Origin of the sequence: Paenibacillus sp. RUD330 (assembly GCF_002243345.2) — a bacterium.
Lineage (GTDB): Bacteria > Bacillota > Bacilli > Paenibacillales > Paenibacillaceae > Paenibacillus_O.
Window position 1 is genome coordinate 5,151,521 of the sequence record NZ_CP022655.2, and the last position, 14,787, is coordinate 5,166,307.

At 53.2% G+C, this 14,787-nt stretch carries 12 protein-coding genes; 3 read left to right on the top strand and 9 right to left on the bottom strand.

Annotation, left to right across the window (positions count from 1 at the left end):
• Position 1: 1 nt before the first annotated feature.
• Together CIC07_RS23360 and CIC07_RS23365 are read right to left on the bottom strand one after the other, a co-directional pair.
• Complete coding sequence (locus CIC07_RS23360) at positions 2-1,078, bottom strand: mannose-1-phosphate guanylyltransferase (protein WP_076357706.1); 1,077 nt, start codon at positions 1,076-1,078, stop codon at positions 2-4.
• Complete coding sequence (locus CIC07_RS23365) at positions 1,075-2,373, bottom strand: glycosyltransferase family 4 protein (RefSeq protein ID WP_327205390.1); 1,299 nt, start codon at positions 2,371-2,373, stop codon at positions 1,075-1,077. The genes CIC07_RS23360 and CIC07_RS23365 overlap by 4 nt, the downstream gene beginning before the upstream one ends.
• A 112-nt stretch (positions 2,374-2,485) precedes the next feature.
• Between CIC07_RS23365 and CIC07_RS23370 the strand changes: the two genes are divergently transcribed.
• On the top strand, positions 2,486-4,960 hold the full coding sequence (locus CIC07_RS23370; RefSeq protein ID WP_076357704.1) for an O-antigen ligase family protein: 2,475 nt from the start codon (positions 2,486-2,488) through the stop codon (positions 4,958-4,960).
• Positions 4,961-5,159: 199 nt separating this feature from the next.
• Positions 5,160-6,764: an S-layer homology domain-containing protein gene (locus tag CIC07_RS23375; RefSeq protein ID WP_076357702.1), complete on the top strand. Its 1,605-nt coding sequence runs from the start codon at positions 5,160-5,162 to the stop codon at positions 6,762-6,764.
• 157 nt (positions 6,765-6,921) lie between these two features.
• On the opposite strand, the gene CIC07_RS23380 is transcribed toward CIC07_RS23375, so the two are convergent.
• The 5 genes from CIC07_RS23380 to CIC07_RS23400 all read right to left on the bottom strand — a co-directional run bounded on the left by CIC07_RS23380 (position 6,922) and on the right by CIC07_RS23400 (position 11,273).
• Positions 6,922-8,586 carry a glutamine--tRNA ligase/YqeY domain fusion protein gene (locus tag CIC07_RS23380; RefSeq protein ID WP_076357700.1) on the bottom strand — a complete coding sequence of 555 codons (1,665 nt, stop codon included), beginning with the start codon at positions 8,584-8,586 and terminating at the stop codon, positions 6,922-6,924.
• A gap of 193 nt (positions 8,587-8,779) precedes the next feature.
• Positions 8,780-9,316 (bottom strand): glutathione peroxidase, encoded by a 537-nt coding sequence (locus tag CIC07_RS23385; RefSeq protein WP_076357698.1) that lies wholly within the window; start codon positions 9,314-9,316, stop codon positions 8,780-8,782.
• The gene (locus CIC07_RS23390) at positions 9,303-9,812 is read right to left on the bottom strand and encodes a MarR family winged helix-turn-helix transcriptional regulator (protein ID WP_277345197.1); all 510 of its coding nucleotides are present in this window, start codon (positions 9,810-9,812) and stop codon (positions 9,303-9,305) included. Before CIC07_RS23390 ends, CIC07_RS23385 begins: the two co-directional genes overlap by 14 nt.
• Before the next feature lie 202 nt (positions 9,813-10,014).
• Positions 10,015-10,512, bottom strand: a complete 498-nt coding sequence (locus CIC07_RS23395; protein WP_076357696.1) for a CcdC family protein — start codon at positions 10,510-10,512, stop codon at positions 10,015-10,017.
• 227 nt (positions 10,513-10,739) lie between these two features.
• Complete coding sequence (locus tag CIC07_RS23400; RefSeq protein ID WP_076357694.1) at positions 10,740-11,273, bottom strand: type 1 glutamine amidotransferase domain-containing protein; 534 nt, start codon at positions 11,271-11,273, stop codon at positions 10,740-10,742.
• Between the two features lie 403 nt (positions 11,274-11,676).
• Between CIC07_RS23400 and CIC07_RS23405 the strand changes: the two genes are divergently transcribed.
• On the top strand, positions 11,677-13,458 hold the full coding sequence (locus tag CIC07_RS23405; RefSeq protein WP_076357692.1) for a PdaC/SigV domain-containing protein: 1,782 nt from the start codon (positions 11,677-11,679) through the stop codon (positions 13,456-13,458).
• 179 nt (positions 13,459-13,637) lie between these two features.
• Here the strand turns inward: CIC07_RS23405 and CIC07_RS23410 are convergent, their stop codons facing one another.
• Entirely contained in the window at positions 13,638-14,099 is a 462-nt protein-coding gene (locus tag CIC07_RS23410; protein WP_240923493.1) for a DUF2188 domain-containing protein, read from the bottom strand.
• A 26-nt stretch (positions 14,100-14,125) separates the two neighbouring features.
• Positions 14,126-14,677: a general stress protein gene (locus tag CIC07_RS23415; protein ID WP_076357690.1), complete on the bottom strand. Its 552-nt coding sequence runs from the start codon at positions 14,675-14,677 to the stop codon at positions 14,126-14,128.
• Positions 14,678-14,787: the final 110 nt, after the last annotated feature.

Below are 14,787 nucleotides of genomic sequence, written 5' to 3' on the forward strand. Positions count from 1 at the left end.
TTTAAAGGTATTCTACTCTTTTTTGTTCTCTCAAAGCCTTCAGAAGGGATTTAATCTCCTGAGCCTTGTCTTTGGTACAAATTAAAGTCACATCTTCCGTATCCACCACGATCAGATCCTCGATGCCCAGCGTTGCAATCAGCTTGCCATCGCTTTCGATGATACAGTTTTTCGTTGCTATATTTAAGATGTTTCCCTTAATTACATTGCCGTCATTGTCTTTGTCGTTGATACGATCCAGTGCTGTCCAGGATCCGACATCATCCCAACCCAGAGAAACCGGAATTACGTAAATATTCTCGGCCTTCTCCATGATTCCGTAATCGACCGATTGATCCGGCATTTTAACGAATTCGCTGCGGATAGCTTGATTTCGCTTTTCTGGATCCGTTACCGACATGATCGTCTGAAGGATATCATCAACTTCAGGCATCAACGCTTTGATGTAGCTTTGAAGAGTGGAGTTTTTCCAGACAAACATCCCGCTGTTCCATAAGTAATTGCCGGATTCCACATAATTTTGCGCCGTGCCATAATCCGGTTTTTCGACGAACTGATTTACCTTATGTACCTCAAAGCTGTTAACGATTTGAGTGTTGCTTGTGCACTCGATATATCCGTAGCCCGTTTCCGGATAAGATGGCTTGATTCCCAGGGTAACGAGGTTGCTGTTCTCCTGAGCTACCTCGACGGCGGTCTGCAGAATTCGAATGAAACCATCCGCATCTTCAATAATGTGGTCGGAAGGCATTACAATCATGGTGCTGTCCGGGAACCGCTCTTCAATCAGAACGGAGGCAAGTCCCACGCATGGCGCCGTGTTGCGGCCCACAGGTTCAATGATGATATTCATTTTGGGCAAATGCGGAATCTGGACATGGATAAGCTCTGCATACAGCTCATTGGTTACGACGAAAATTTGGTCGATCGGGAGCCATTTCTCGAGGCGTTCGATTGATTGCTGGATCATGGACTTATTCCCGGATATATTCAGAAATTGCTTCGGCAGGTTCGTCCGGCTTTTAGGCCAGAAGCGCTCTCCCTTGCCGCCGGCCATTATTACGCATGTAATCGTCATTTCAAGCCTCCGGAATTCCATAGATTGATGTAGTCGAGCCGTTGTTTGATTTTCATGCTTACGGCTTTAGGAGAAAACTCCTCCCATATCGTTATCTGTCCATTTGACGCGATTAGCTCCCGAAACGTTGCGTCATGGAAAATCTTGCCCATGTATGATGCAGCGGTGTCGAGATTAGGCTCGGCCCAGAGCTGCTCCTTTTTGTACGGTCCATGATCCTGACCGACGGGCGTTAACTCATAGTCCACGATGCAGGAATTGTAGGCGTTCATGAAGTCAATATTCGAGGACCAGCCTGTGCCGATGACCGGCTTGCCTAAGTACATGGCTTCGGCCAATCCCAGTCCGAAGCCCTCGCTTCTATGCAGGGATACGAAGCTGTCGGCGGCTTGAATGAGAGCGTTCGTGTCGCTTCTTGACAGTGTCTGCTTGATGAAGTGGATATTTCGGTATCCCGCGGCAATCTCGTTCAGGACAGCAGTATCCTTGTCCCCATCGTGGAGACCGTTGACTTTGACAACAAGTCCGACAGAATCATCATTCCGATCAAACGCGGCTTGGAAAGCCTTGATTGCTCCCATGGGATTCTTCCGTTCCTGATAGCTCTTCAGGTCATACATGCACAAAAATAAAAAAGGGTCCTGCGGAAGACCGAAATACTCCCGCGATCTCGGTTCCTTGATCGTCACCTCAATCGAATGCGGAATCTTGACGACGGGCACACCGCTCTTCGCTGCGATGGAATCCGCGACGAAGGTGGAAGGCACCCAGATTTCATCCACCAGATTCATATTTTCGAGCCATTCATCCGGAAATTCAGGAAGCTCCCAATGCCAGAAACCGATATTGTACCGCCCATTGAAAATGCGATCCCCATAGTGAGCGTAAGCCTCCATCATTTGTTCGGCGTTAAGATGAAACACGTTGAACATATACGAAGGCTCGCTCATTTCTTTGTGTACCCAGGAAAGATCGCCCATTCTCGCTTTATTGGTCCCCGTATAGTTCAGGATTCCAAATGGAATGTCCCCTGCTTCCAATGACTTGGCGGCGATTCGACACGATTCTCCAATGCCCATCTCAGCTCTTGCATATCCAACCAAATTGACGCCGAATTTCCCGGCAAAATGCTTTTCACTCGAGGAATCGTTGTTTTTAAGAGGATAGGCTTTTTTAAGCAAAATTTTTTTGAATTTTTGCCGCTGTTCCGGAGAGAGAAGAGGTCTGACAACCATCTTTAAACCGAGGGCTATTTTGTATATCCCTTTAAATAACAGTTTTTTTATAAAAAACACCGCCAAATATGTAAGTTGAACCCATTACATCGCAACCAAAGAAATCTTTGATCTTTATCTATCATCTAGATAGAATAAAAGTAGTCTTTAAGCCACTAAAAAGGAGTTTACCATGAATCGACAACCTTCACCACCCAAGTACGTCAAAAAGGAAGAATCTGACGTATCGCTTATCAAATGGGCAGCCATTCTCATGGCTGGCATATTCTTCTTGTTTTATAGCTTTCGAGCAGGCCTTTTTAACGGCTACGATTATGGCTTTGAGAAAAAATTGGTCGGCGCCTCTCTCTATTCCATCATTTTCATTCTTCTTATGTCTATCCACCTTTTCAAGGTATGGAAGGATAAAAGCTGGAAATCCATCCTCTCCATCGTCATATGGCTGCTGCCGCTGAGTTTTGCTCTTTCTTCAATAAATGCCGCGTCGGAAAACTACGCCCATATCATGACGATGCTCAGCTGCCTGCTGGCTGGCTTTTTTGTATTCGGCCTTTATTTCAACGACAACAAATACACGCGTGCAGCTCTTGAGACGATCCTGATAGGAGCCAGCTATGTCTTGGTATGGTTTGGCATTATCAATCTGTTCGGGCAGTACTGGTACCCGGACGCTTTGTGGTTCCAGCTTGAGACCTACCGCATGACATCCGTCTTCCAATACCCCAATACGTATGCCGCTTTGTTGATCGCAGTTCTGCTTGCATCCTCGTACTACGCCACGCATGCCAAAAAACGCTTCTGGAGACTGCTCCACGCGTTCATGCTTGTTCCCGTATTTATTTCCTTCATGCTGACTTACTCCCGTGCAGCGCTGGTCATCATTCCACTGGCTGTGCTGGCTACGCTGCCTTTCATGAAGGTCGCCAAACAGATTATGTATATTTTCTACTTGGCAGCAGCCGTCATCGTTTCCTTTGCCGTTTTGGGCCCGATCGAGACCAAAGCCTTTTCCATTGCGCAGAAGGTGCTCCGCTTCAACGAATTAAATCAGCAAATCCCCCCCGAGAAGCTCGCCTCTCTCTGGAGCTCCGAGCCGCTAACCGGCTGGGCGCTGCTGATGGGTGCTTCATTCGCGCTCACGCTCATTGCTTTCGCAATGGACAAATGGGTCGACCCTTGGCTTCATGCACGGTTGGAAACCTTCTCTCAACGTCGCATTTCTTATCTTGCAGCCCCTGCCATCATGATCATCCTTGCAGCTGCAGGCGCCGCTGTCATTCTGTCCAGCAGCATGGTCCGGGATTTGCTCCCTTCCAATCTGGCCAACCGGCTTGAAAATATCAGCTTCAAGCAGCACAGCGTGCTTGAGCGTGCAACATTCTATGAGAATGGATTCCAAATCGCAGCCGATTACCCTGTTCTGGGCGGCGGCGGCGGCGCATGGAAATCTCTTTATCAGAAATACCAGACAAACCCCTATACGAGTAACCAGGCACACAGTTATTTCATTCAGACTCTAGTCGAGACCGGCTACCTGGGATTGCTTCTCCATGCAGCTGTATTCTTGCTCGTCTTCTGGCTCTTCATTCGCAACTGGATCCGCCATCCGGAAAAACGAGGCAGCCATTTGATCTATTATATCTTTGCGGTTTCGATCCTGCTGCACAGCTTTATCGACTTCGACATGAGCTATATTACGATTGCCGCGATGGTGTTCTTCTGTTTGGGCAGCATGGTCGGTACTTACGACAAGGAGCTGGCTCTTCCTCGTTTTACCCTGAAACGCTTGCCGCTGAATCGCGTATACCCGACTATGCTTGCTCTTCTCATGATCGGAACCGGTATTTTCACCTACCGCACTTATGCCTCCCATCTTCAGTTCGAGAAAGCACAGACAATGGCGGCAGAACAGCAGCCCATTGAAAAATTGTTCACCCAGCTGGACAAGGCCATCAGCCTCTCGCCCGCCAATTCGCAGTTCAAACTGGTCAAAGCGGATTGGATGACGCAGGTGTATAAACAAACACAAAATGCCGATTATTTAACGTCTGCTGAAAAAACTCTTCAAAAAGCGCAACTTCATGACGCCAACTCGCGTCAAATAGTAGAAGCCGAGTACACAAACCAGATGCTGGCAGGGAATCGTCCAGGTGCCATCGCCGTTACAGAGAAGGCTCTGCCCAATTTTATCTGGGACATAACCATCTATGAAATGGCGATAAAGCAGAATGCTTATCTTGGTCTGGACGAAAAGAATGCTGGCAACTCTGATTATGAAAACAGATGGAACCGTGCTTGGGAACTGGAAAAAGAAATAACGGCAAAAATCGAACAGCTCAAGGACCTGCCCAAAGAACAGCTGCAAGGTAGACCGTTCGATTTCACAACTGCCATTCGCCAAGGACTGGGTCTCATTCTCTATCATCAACAAAAATATGCCGAAGCGGCCGAGATGCTGAAGCCTTCGATCGGCGACAAGCTTGCAGCAGAAAATGTTTCAGAAGAAGTGGCTGATTCAAGAGCTGCTGTACGCTATTATCTGGCCTCGCTAGAGAAACTCGGACAAAAAGATGAGGAATTGAAACAAAAATTAATAGAAGCTGATTCAAACGAAGAGAATTTGCTTAAAGAATTAGTGGTGCAATGATCAGGTAGTATATTCCAAGTCTATCATTATAAGGATAGATTCGGAATTCCACACAAAACCTTTACATTTCCTGTGAGCTGTGATTTAATACCTACTATCTCCTTTAATTCCTGATAATCCCACACAATTAGACAAATACCTACAGGTTGCTTGATCCTAATAGATAGGTATTCAACTTGAAAGGAGGTGAAATACAAAAATGAACAAGCTTTTTTCTAAGAAAACAGCATCCCTGCTCGTTTTCATGATGATTGTATCGGCGCTTTCTCCGATTCTGGCTTTCGCAGCTTCCGGTTTCTCCAAAGAAACGGGCGTTAACAACGGTTCGGTTACGGGAACGGTATATGTCGACTCTGCTACCTACGCTGCTTACAGCGTATATGGGACCAAAGAAGGACGTATCACGATCAACGTATACGGAGCGGACAAAACGACTGCGCAGCAAGTCTATGCTACTTTCAGTACATATGACGAGAAAACGGGTCGCTACCTTTACAACATCAAAAATGACTCGAACGTGACGTATTCGACTTACTACACGCTTCAATACGCTGATTCCAGCGCAGCGAACGGCGTCGTAAGCCAGATCGTCTACGACGAATTCACTGGCGGTGGCGGCTGGAGCGGCGGAGTAGTAACTCCTCCAACAACAGGCGACATCGTTGGCGCTGACGGTAAAGTCAACCGTGAACAGCTGATCGCTCTTCTTGCGGCAAATGCCGATGCCCGTATCAAAACGACTACGGACACCGTGTACCTGCCTGCTGACGCTCTGCTGAACGGCAAAACGCTGACCATCTACAACGATGCAGGCGTATCCATCACGCTTCCTCTTTCCGCTCTGAAACTGGCTGATCTCGCTAAATCCCTCGGGGTTGAGCTGAAGGATCTGGTTATCCGCGTGGAAATGAAGAAACTGACGGGTGAAGCAGCTGACGCTGTTTCGAATGCTGTGAAAGCACTGGGCGCTACGCAACTGGCCGATTCTTACGACTTCCGTGTCGTAGCAATGGGCGGTGGCAAAGAAGTGGCTATCGAGAAGTTCGGACAACTCGTATCCCGTACGATTCCTCTGACTTCCGCAGCTACCGCAACGGCAGCGGGCGTTATGTTCAACCCGACTGCGAAAGAGCTGAGCTTCGTGCCTAGCACCTTCGCAACGGCTGACAACAAAACGATCGCTACGCTGAAGCGTGACGGTGCTTCCATCTACACGGTCGTTCAAGGCAAAACAGTTCGTTTCAACGACACGTTGAATCACTGGGCCAAGAACGACATCGCGACTCTGTCCGAGAAGCTGATTGTTGAAGGCACAGGCAAAAACCTGTTCGAGCCTAAACGCAGCATCACTCGTGCGGAATTCGCAGCGCTGGTCGTCCGTTCGCTGGGCGCAGTTCCTGCAACGTCTTCGACCTACACGTTCAAAGACGTTCAATCTTCCAAATGGTACGCTGGCACGGTAGCTACGGCTGCTGAGCTGGGTCTGGTCATCGGAGATGAAAAAGGAAACTTCAACCCGAACAGCCCGATCACGCGTAAAGAGATCGCTGCTATCGTCGTTCGCGCGGCGGAGTATGCCGGTAAATCCCTGAAGCTGTCCGATGCGGAAGCAAACGCAGCTCTGGCTGGATATACCGACGTTGCGAATCTCCAATGGGCTAAAGCTGAGGTTGCTGCAGCTGTCAAAGCCGGTCTGGTAAAAGGACAATCCGCGACGAAAATCGCTGGAAACTCCTACGCTAACCGTGCCGAGGCGACTACACTGATCGCACGCTACCTGCCTATCTCTGGTCTGACGAACTAATTCTTCTTTATACCAGTTGAGAGAGCGGTCCTCCGGGGCCGCTCTTTTGGTTTTAAGAATGTTGGCCCGGGGCTGGCCGGCAAGCAAAAAGAGTCGTTTGCAAGGCGTCCTAGGACGTTCATGCAAACGACTCTTTTAATAGAAGAAACAAATCCCATCAGCCCTTGGTGGGATCAAACGAGCTCTTCAGCGACACGACGCGGTTGAATACAGGCTTGCCTGGAGCGGACAGCTTCGGATCCACATTGTAGTAGCCATGGCGGAAAAACTGGAACTTGTCGCCCGCTGCGGCTTCCTTCATTCCCGGCTCGACGAAGCCGTTCAGAATGCCCAGCGAGTTCGGGTTCAAGCATTCCATGAACGGCTTGCCGGTCTCCTCGGCTTCGCTCGTGATCAGCGGCTCGAAGTGGCGGAACTCGGTCGCTACAGCATGAGTCGCTTCGACCCAATGCAGCGTGCCTTTGACCTTGCGTCCCGTAAAACCGGTTCCGCTCTTGGTCTCCGGATCGTAGGTGCAGCGAAGCTCGACCACCTTGCCGGCTTCATCCTTGACGACCTCTTCGCACTTGATGAAGTAGGCATGCTTCAAGCGGACTTCATTGCCCGGGAAGAGACGGAAGTACTTGCTTGGCGGGTTTTCCATGAAATCGTCCTGCTCGATATAGATTTCCCGCGAGAATGGGATTTGCCGGGTTCCCATTGCCTCGTTCTCGTTGTTGTTCTCGGCCTCGAGCCATTCCACTTGGCCTTCGGGATAGTTTGTGATCGTCACTTTGAGAGGCCGAACGACCGCCATCGTACGAGGAGCCTTCAGCTTGAGATCCTCGCGAATAAAATGATCCAGCATTTGCTCGTCCACCATGCTGTTGGCTTTGGATACGCCAATTTCACGGCAGAACGTGCGGATCGCTTCAGGTGTGAAGCCTTTGCGGCGGAGCGCGCTGATCGTCGGCATCCGGGGATCGTCCCAGCCGTCAACGGCACCTTCTTCTACAAGTTGCTTGAGCTTGCGCTTGCTCATGACCGTATTGGTCAGATTCAGGCGGCCGAATTCGTACTGGCGAGGGCGGGCTTCCATTTCGCAGTTCTCGATGGTCCAATCATACAGCGGGCGATGATCCTCGAACTCAAGCGTACAGATCGAATGCGTAATGCCCTCGATCGCGTCACCGAGCGGATGAGCATAATCATACATCGGGTAAATGCACCAAGCATCCCCTGTCCGGTGATGATGGGAATGGGAGATCCGGTACAGGACAGGATCGCGAAGCGTAATATTCGGCGAGCTCATATCGATTTTGGCACGCAGCACGCGAGCTCCGTTAGGGAATTCTCCCGCACGCATCCTGGCGAACAAATCCAGGTTTTCCTCAACGCTTCGATCGCGATAGGGACTGTTCTTGCCGGGCTCCGTCAGAGTTCCGCGAAGCTCGCGCATTTGCTCCGGAGTGGAATCGTCCACATACGCCAGCCCTTTGCGGATCAAGAGAACGGCGCGTTCATAGAACTCCTCGAAATAATCGGATGCGAATCGCAGCTCTTCCCATTCAAAGCCGAGCCAGCGGACATCCTCCTGAATGGATTCCACGAATTCCGTATCTTCCTTGACCGGATTCGTATCGTCGAAACGAAGATTCGTGCGGCCCTTAAACTCATCCGCGAGCTCGAAGTTCAGACAGATCGACTTGGCGTGACCGATATGCAAATAGCCGTTCGGCTCGGGAGGAAACCGGGTTGCGACTTGCTGCGTGCGGCCGCTCTCCACGTCGTCGACGACAATAGCGCGAATGAAATTAGAAACCGGAGGATTCTTAGGATCCATGCGACCACAACCTCTCTGATAAATTGTATCCTACCATTCTACACAAAATACGGCTTGAATATAAGGGGGAGCCTGCAAGAAAAGCCGACAGCCCGGCGCAGTCCTTCTGCATCGTTCTGTCGGCTTATGAGTGGAGCAAAGGCTAGCTGCAATTGCAGCTATATCTGGACTGAAGTACTGCCCGAGCCAGTCTCTAGAGAAGCTTCTCGATGTCAGCCGCGATATCTTGAGGAAGCACATTCGGCTCGAAGCGTTTCACGATCGATCCATCCCTGGCTACCAGGAACTTGGTGAAGTTCCACTTCACATCGTCGCTTTCGAGCTGTTCCGGCTGGAACATGCCCTGGAACTTCTGGCCGCTTGGGGACGCGTCGAAGCCTTGGAAGGGCGCTTCGGAGATGAGCTGCTTGAACAGCGGATGCGCAGCATCGCCATTGACGTCTGTCTTCGCGAACAGCGGGAAGCTGACGCCGTAATTCAGCTGGCAGAAGCTGTCGATTTCTTCGCTGCTGCCCGGTTCCTGGCCCGCGAATTGGTTGCTCGGGAAGCCAAGAATTTCCAGCCCTTGATCCTTGTACTCGTTATATAAAGCCTGAAGCCCTTCATATTGCGGCGTAAGGCCGCATTTGCTGGCCGTGTTGACGATCAGGAGCACCTTGCCCGTATAGTCGGAAAGCTCGCTCGTTTCCCCTTTGATTGTCTCAAGCGTGTAGTTGTCAATCTTCGCCATGTTCCGAATCCTCCTCATAGTGGTGTTGGATAACGGCGTTCAGCTGCTGAAGCTGCAGCCTGAGCGCTTCAAGATCGCGAAGCTCCATGCCTGTGACCTCGCATAGCTTCCGCGGAATGCTGCCGGCCCTTGCCCGCATGGCTTGTCCTGCCTCTGTCAGATTCACCCGCAGCATCCGCTCGTCGGCTCGATCACGCACCCGGTTCACCAGCCCCATCGACTCGAGCTTCTTAAGCAGCGGAGTCAGCGTGCCGGAGTCCAGGTACAGCCGGCTTCCCAGCGATTTGACAGGTTCCCCGTCCCTTTCCCATAGAGCCAGCAGCGTGACATACTGCGTATAGGTGAGGCCGAGTTCTTGCAGGAGAGGACGGTATAACCGGGTCACTTCCTTGGAGCAGGCGTATAGCGCAAAACAAAGCTGATGATCCAACTGGAGAAGCGAATGATCGCCCTGCTCGCCGGGCAATGCGGTCTGGTCATGGTGGGAATCCAGCAAGGGATCGACTCCTTCCGTTCAATTATATTGTATACAATTAAATTGGATAATACTAACTTAGCATATCCTTCACGGCTATGTCAAACGATCCCAATCGCATTTCTTCCTTCCTGCCGCAGGAACAAAACTCCCCCGCCGGAAACCCGGCGAGGGAGGAACGAGCGGAAGCCGCCTTATGGCGGAAGGCTCGATTGATCCTGCTTCAGGATTGAAGCGAGGAAGCCCGGCTTCGCTGCAGCCGTCTGAACTTGGAGGCCATCGCAAGCCGCCATGGCACCAGCATGCCGAATGCCAGCAGGAAGAACAAGGCCGCCGTCTGCATGACCGTCACATACTGCTCCACGAAATCATGAAGGACGAGACGGATGGCGAGCAGAATCAGGATAATGAAGAAAAAGGCTTTCGAGCGGCGGAGATAGACGTCATCTCCGACAAACTCCATCTTGGAGGTGGTGATCAGCGGCGCCGCGAAGAACAGCGCCCCTGCCGCGAAGGCGGCCAATCCCCACAGCCACGGAATATGAGTCTGCGGCACGACGAACATGAGAAAGCCCGTGGACATGCCTAGCGGTGGAATCAATATTTTGCGCATGGTCGTCGGCTTCCGGGTCGAACGCACCCTCAGGGCGATTACGGCGAGTCCGCCGATCAGCGGGATCAGCAGCGACCATAGCGACGATGGTTGGATATTCAGGTTCATCGGAGATCGACACTCCCAAGGAGAAGATGCCGGCTTTTTGCCGGCGGGGCTTTCCATTCAATGGACGAAGCCGCTTTCTTCATCCTACTTGAATTCGGATGACAACGCAAATCCGCGAACCCGCCAAAAAACGCCGAAGGAGCAGGTCAGACTGCTCCTTCGGCGGCATGGGGCTGGAGGCCGGAAACCTTGCGTTTCCGCTGCTTTCTATCCGGCATTTCCGTTCTTTATCGGGATGCTTGAGGCAGGCCTTTCTTAATCTGCTCCAGCGTTTCCCGGATGAAGGCAGGCTCGTCCTTCGGCGTTCGGGAGGAGATGAAGTTGCGGTCCACGACAACCTCTTGATCCACGTAATGAGCGCCTGCATTGGCCAAGTCATCGCGCAGCGGCGGGTAGCAGGTCAGCGTGCGTCCTTTGGCCAGACCCGCGCTGATCAGAATCTGAGGTCCATGGCAGATCGCGGCGATCGTCTTGCCCTCCTCGTCGAACTTCTGCACGAAGGCCTGAATATCGCGATCGTTGCGAAGAGCTTCAGGAGACGACCCTCCTGGAATCACAACGGCCTGGTAGTCGGAAGCATCGGCGTCTTGAATGCCCAAATCGGTCGTATACTCCGCTTTTTTCTGCTTGCCCTCAAGCTTCTCGCCGGCCTTGAGGCCGATAATCACCGTCTCGTGACCATCCGCGCGGATAGCGTCATACGGTGCTTTCATCTCGCTGTCCTCGAATTGCGGTCCAAGCAGGAATGCGATCTTCGCCATCATAATCCTCTCCTTTGCTGTCGGTCAGTCGGTCAGTCGAACATAAGCTATATTACCCGTTAGCCGGGTCGGTCAACCTGAACTTGCGGCAGTGAGGCGACGGCTGCTCGTCCTCAAGCGAGGACCGATTCAATTCGCGGAAGCGCCCTCTAAGCTTGGATGCCGGAGTACAGCGAAAAAACACGGGAGCTTAGGACTATCCGGGACTATTCTCCTGCCGGGGGTTCGACAGATCCCTCCAGCATTTGATTCCCTTTTGCCCCAGTCGGGAAGGAATTCCACGATTCGCCATGGAATGGGAAGAGAACGTTACCCGTTTGTAACCTTCACGTCGTCAGAACGGTCTAGTATTCAGAATGAAATCGACCTCTGCTGCCAGAGGCTTATAGATGGAGGAAATATCATGGCGAATCTCATCGAATCGAAAAAACGAATCCAAGCGCTGTTCCTCGGCTTGACAGGCGCAGCCTTGCTCGGCACAGCAGCTTCCCTGCCTTCCGTTTACGCATCCGCTCCGGCGCCTGGACAAGCTCACGTCTCCGTCGGCCCGGCTGCCTATGCCTCCCTGCCCGCTTCAACGCAGAATAAAGCGGCCAGCGTCTCCGTCACGGCCAAAAAAATCGTTCAGACGACATCGGCCTTGAAGGCCGTTCTGTTCATCCCCGTCGTCTCGGGGCTCAAGGATGCCTCCTACCAGAAATCGCTCAACGAGAAGCTGGAGCGTACGGCCATGGCGGATTTGGATGCGGTGAAAAAGCAGGTCGCCTCCGGCCTGGCCGCAGCAAAAAAAGCCGGCAATGAGTTCCACCCTTATGAAATCAAGCTGCAATATTCCGCGGGATTATCCGGAACGGGTACGGACAGCCCCATTCTTTCCCTCAAGCTGAATACCTATGTCTATACGGGAGGAGCGCACGGCATTTCCAGGATTGACACCTACAACGTCAAAAACGCCGGCTCCGCTTCAGCCGTCACCTTGAAGACGCTGTTCGGGGACTCTTACCCGGCGGCGATTAACGCGGAGATCAAGCGGCAGATCGCGCGGAACGCGGACGGTTATTTCAAGGATGGCTTTACCGGCGTGGCAGCCGATCAGCCCTTCTACATCAAGAACGGCAGCGCACAGATCGTCTTCCAGCCTTACGAGATCGCTCCTTATTCGGCTGGAATTCCCGTGTTCCCGATCCCGCTTCCAGCCGCATCCCAACCGATTGCTGCCGCTTCCGTCAAGGCAGATGCCAAGCCGGTCCGAACGGAGGACGAGTTGTACAAAGCCGACATCGATATTCCCGTCTTAAGCGGGCTGCTCGATGCCAAGTTCCAGGATGAATGGAATGCTCAAATGGAGCAGGCGGCGGCCAAAGAGCTGGACTCGCTGAAAAAAGCGGCGGCCGAGCGCAAAAAAGCGAACCCGGCGAGCTTCATCCCTTCCGAGATCAAGACGACCTTCGAAGTCGCCTCGGACGGTTCTCCAGCTGCCGGGGGCATGGTCTCCATTAAAATGACCACGTACACCTACGAAGGCGGAGCGAACGGGGATACGCATGTAAGCGCGTCGACCTTCCGCAACGCCTCGCCAGCTTCGCCCGTGACGCTGGCGGCATTGTTCGGCAATCATTACGAGAGCGAGGTCGGGGCAGCCGTTCAGGCTGCGATCTCCAAGGACAAAGAGAATTACTTTGCCGGAGATGACGGCTTCAGAGGCGTGGCGGCGGACAGCGTATTCTACGTGAAAGCTCCAGATGTCTACGTTGTCTTCCAGCAAGGAGAAATCGCTCCGTGCGCGAGCGGCAATCCGGAATTCAAGATCCCTCTTCCCGACCATGGAGCCGACGCCAAAGCTCTGCAGGTCATCATCGGAAGCAAGGCTTTGAGCGGCGTCCAGGCCGTCCCCAACAAGGACGGGGTCGCCATCGTGCCGGTAAGGGATGCGGCCGAAGCGCTCGGCTACAAGCTGAAATGGGATGCGCGCACCTCGACGCTCGAGCTTAGCAAAGGCAGCCAATGGACGGCCGTTACGATCGGCAGCGACTCTTATACGTACAACAAGATGGCTCCGGTCGCGCTCGGAGCCGCTCCGGCCTACGACAGCAAAGGCCGGATGACGGTGCCGCTGGCCTTCTTCACGGAAATCCTCCATGCCAAAGCAAGCTACGGCGACGACAGCGTCACCCTGCAGAAGTAGCAAATCCCCCTTTGCGGACCTAGCGGTCGGCGAAGGGGGATCTGCTTATAATCCGATTCAGGGGGACTCATCTCAAGCCGCTTCAACGGACTTTCATTTCAAATCGCTTCAAGTGGACGGTCACATCCATCCGCAGAAGCGGAATGGCCTGGAGTCCTGCGCTCCAGCACCCTGCCCGCTCAGGAGTAGTTATGGGATGTCTCCACCGTTCCGTCGGCCCGATGGACGATGGCGCTGCCGCCGCGGTCGGAAGCCGACTTTCTGGCCGCCTCCACCGCAGCGGCCTTGGTGGAATAGGTGTCGCCTTTGTCCGCTCCGGCATCCTTCACCATCCATTCCCCGTCGTGAGGAACGACATGCTGGATGGAGCCTCCGCTTCCATTTCCGCGCTGTCCGGAACGGGCTTTCGCATCCGAATCCTTCCTCCCGCCTTCACGGTCCTCGGCATTTCCCTCATGTCCGCCGCCGGGATGCTCCTCCGCCCACTTCTCCGCCTGAGAAGTGGCGATGGCAATCGCACGGCCCTCCTCATATCCATCCTTCAGAAGCGCGTTGGCGATCTCCACCGCTTTGTCCCGCACCCGCTTGTCGAGATTTTTCATCGACGGCGGATAATCGTTTTTAGCCCATGGCATCATCATGCACCTCCGCTTGAAAAATAGTGGAGCTAGACCATTGTGACATCTCCCGCGCCCGGCCGTCCCGGATCGTTGCCGGAGGGATCCAGCTTATGGGTGCGGATCGCTCCGGCGCGCTCCATGATGCCGAGGATATCTCTCGCATCAGACCGGTCGGCTTCCGCAAACACGAGAATGCGTCCGTCCTTCACTTCGTTCTGGAACCGCTCCGCTTCGCTCTCCGGGAATCCCATCCCGACCAGACCGCCGACGATGCCGAGCGTGCTCGCTCCGACGGCAGCGCCGCTGATGGCGGCGACGATCGGTCCGGCAGCGAGCAGAGGCCCGATGCCGGGAATCGCCAGCGCTCCGAGGCCCGCGAGCAGGCCGACCGCGCCCCCCGCCAGCCCTCCCGTCGTCACGCCGGCGGCAATGCCTTCCGGCGCCATCGTTCCCGATTCGTCCATCATGCCCTCGTAGCGTTCCTTGTCCTGGGTCAGCACCGACAGCTCGTCCCGCTTGAAGCCGGATGCCTGTAGCTCCTCGATCGCCCGAAGAGCATGATCGTCATCGCGGAATACACCCGCATATCTTATCGTCACATCGCTCGCCTCCGATTATTGTGCCCGGGTCCCTATCGGCCGGACGGGAATTAGAATGTCTTCTTCGTCCTTCTTACCCGAAGCGGAGGAAGAGGAATCGGTTGCGGGCA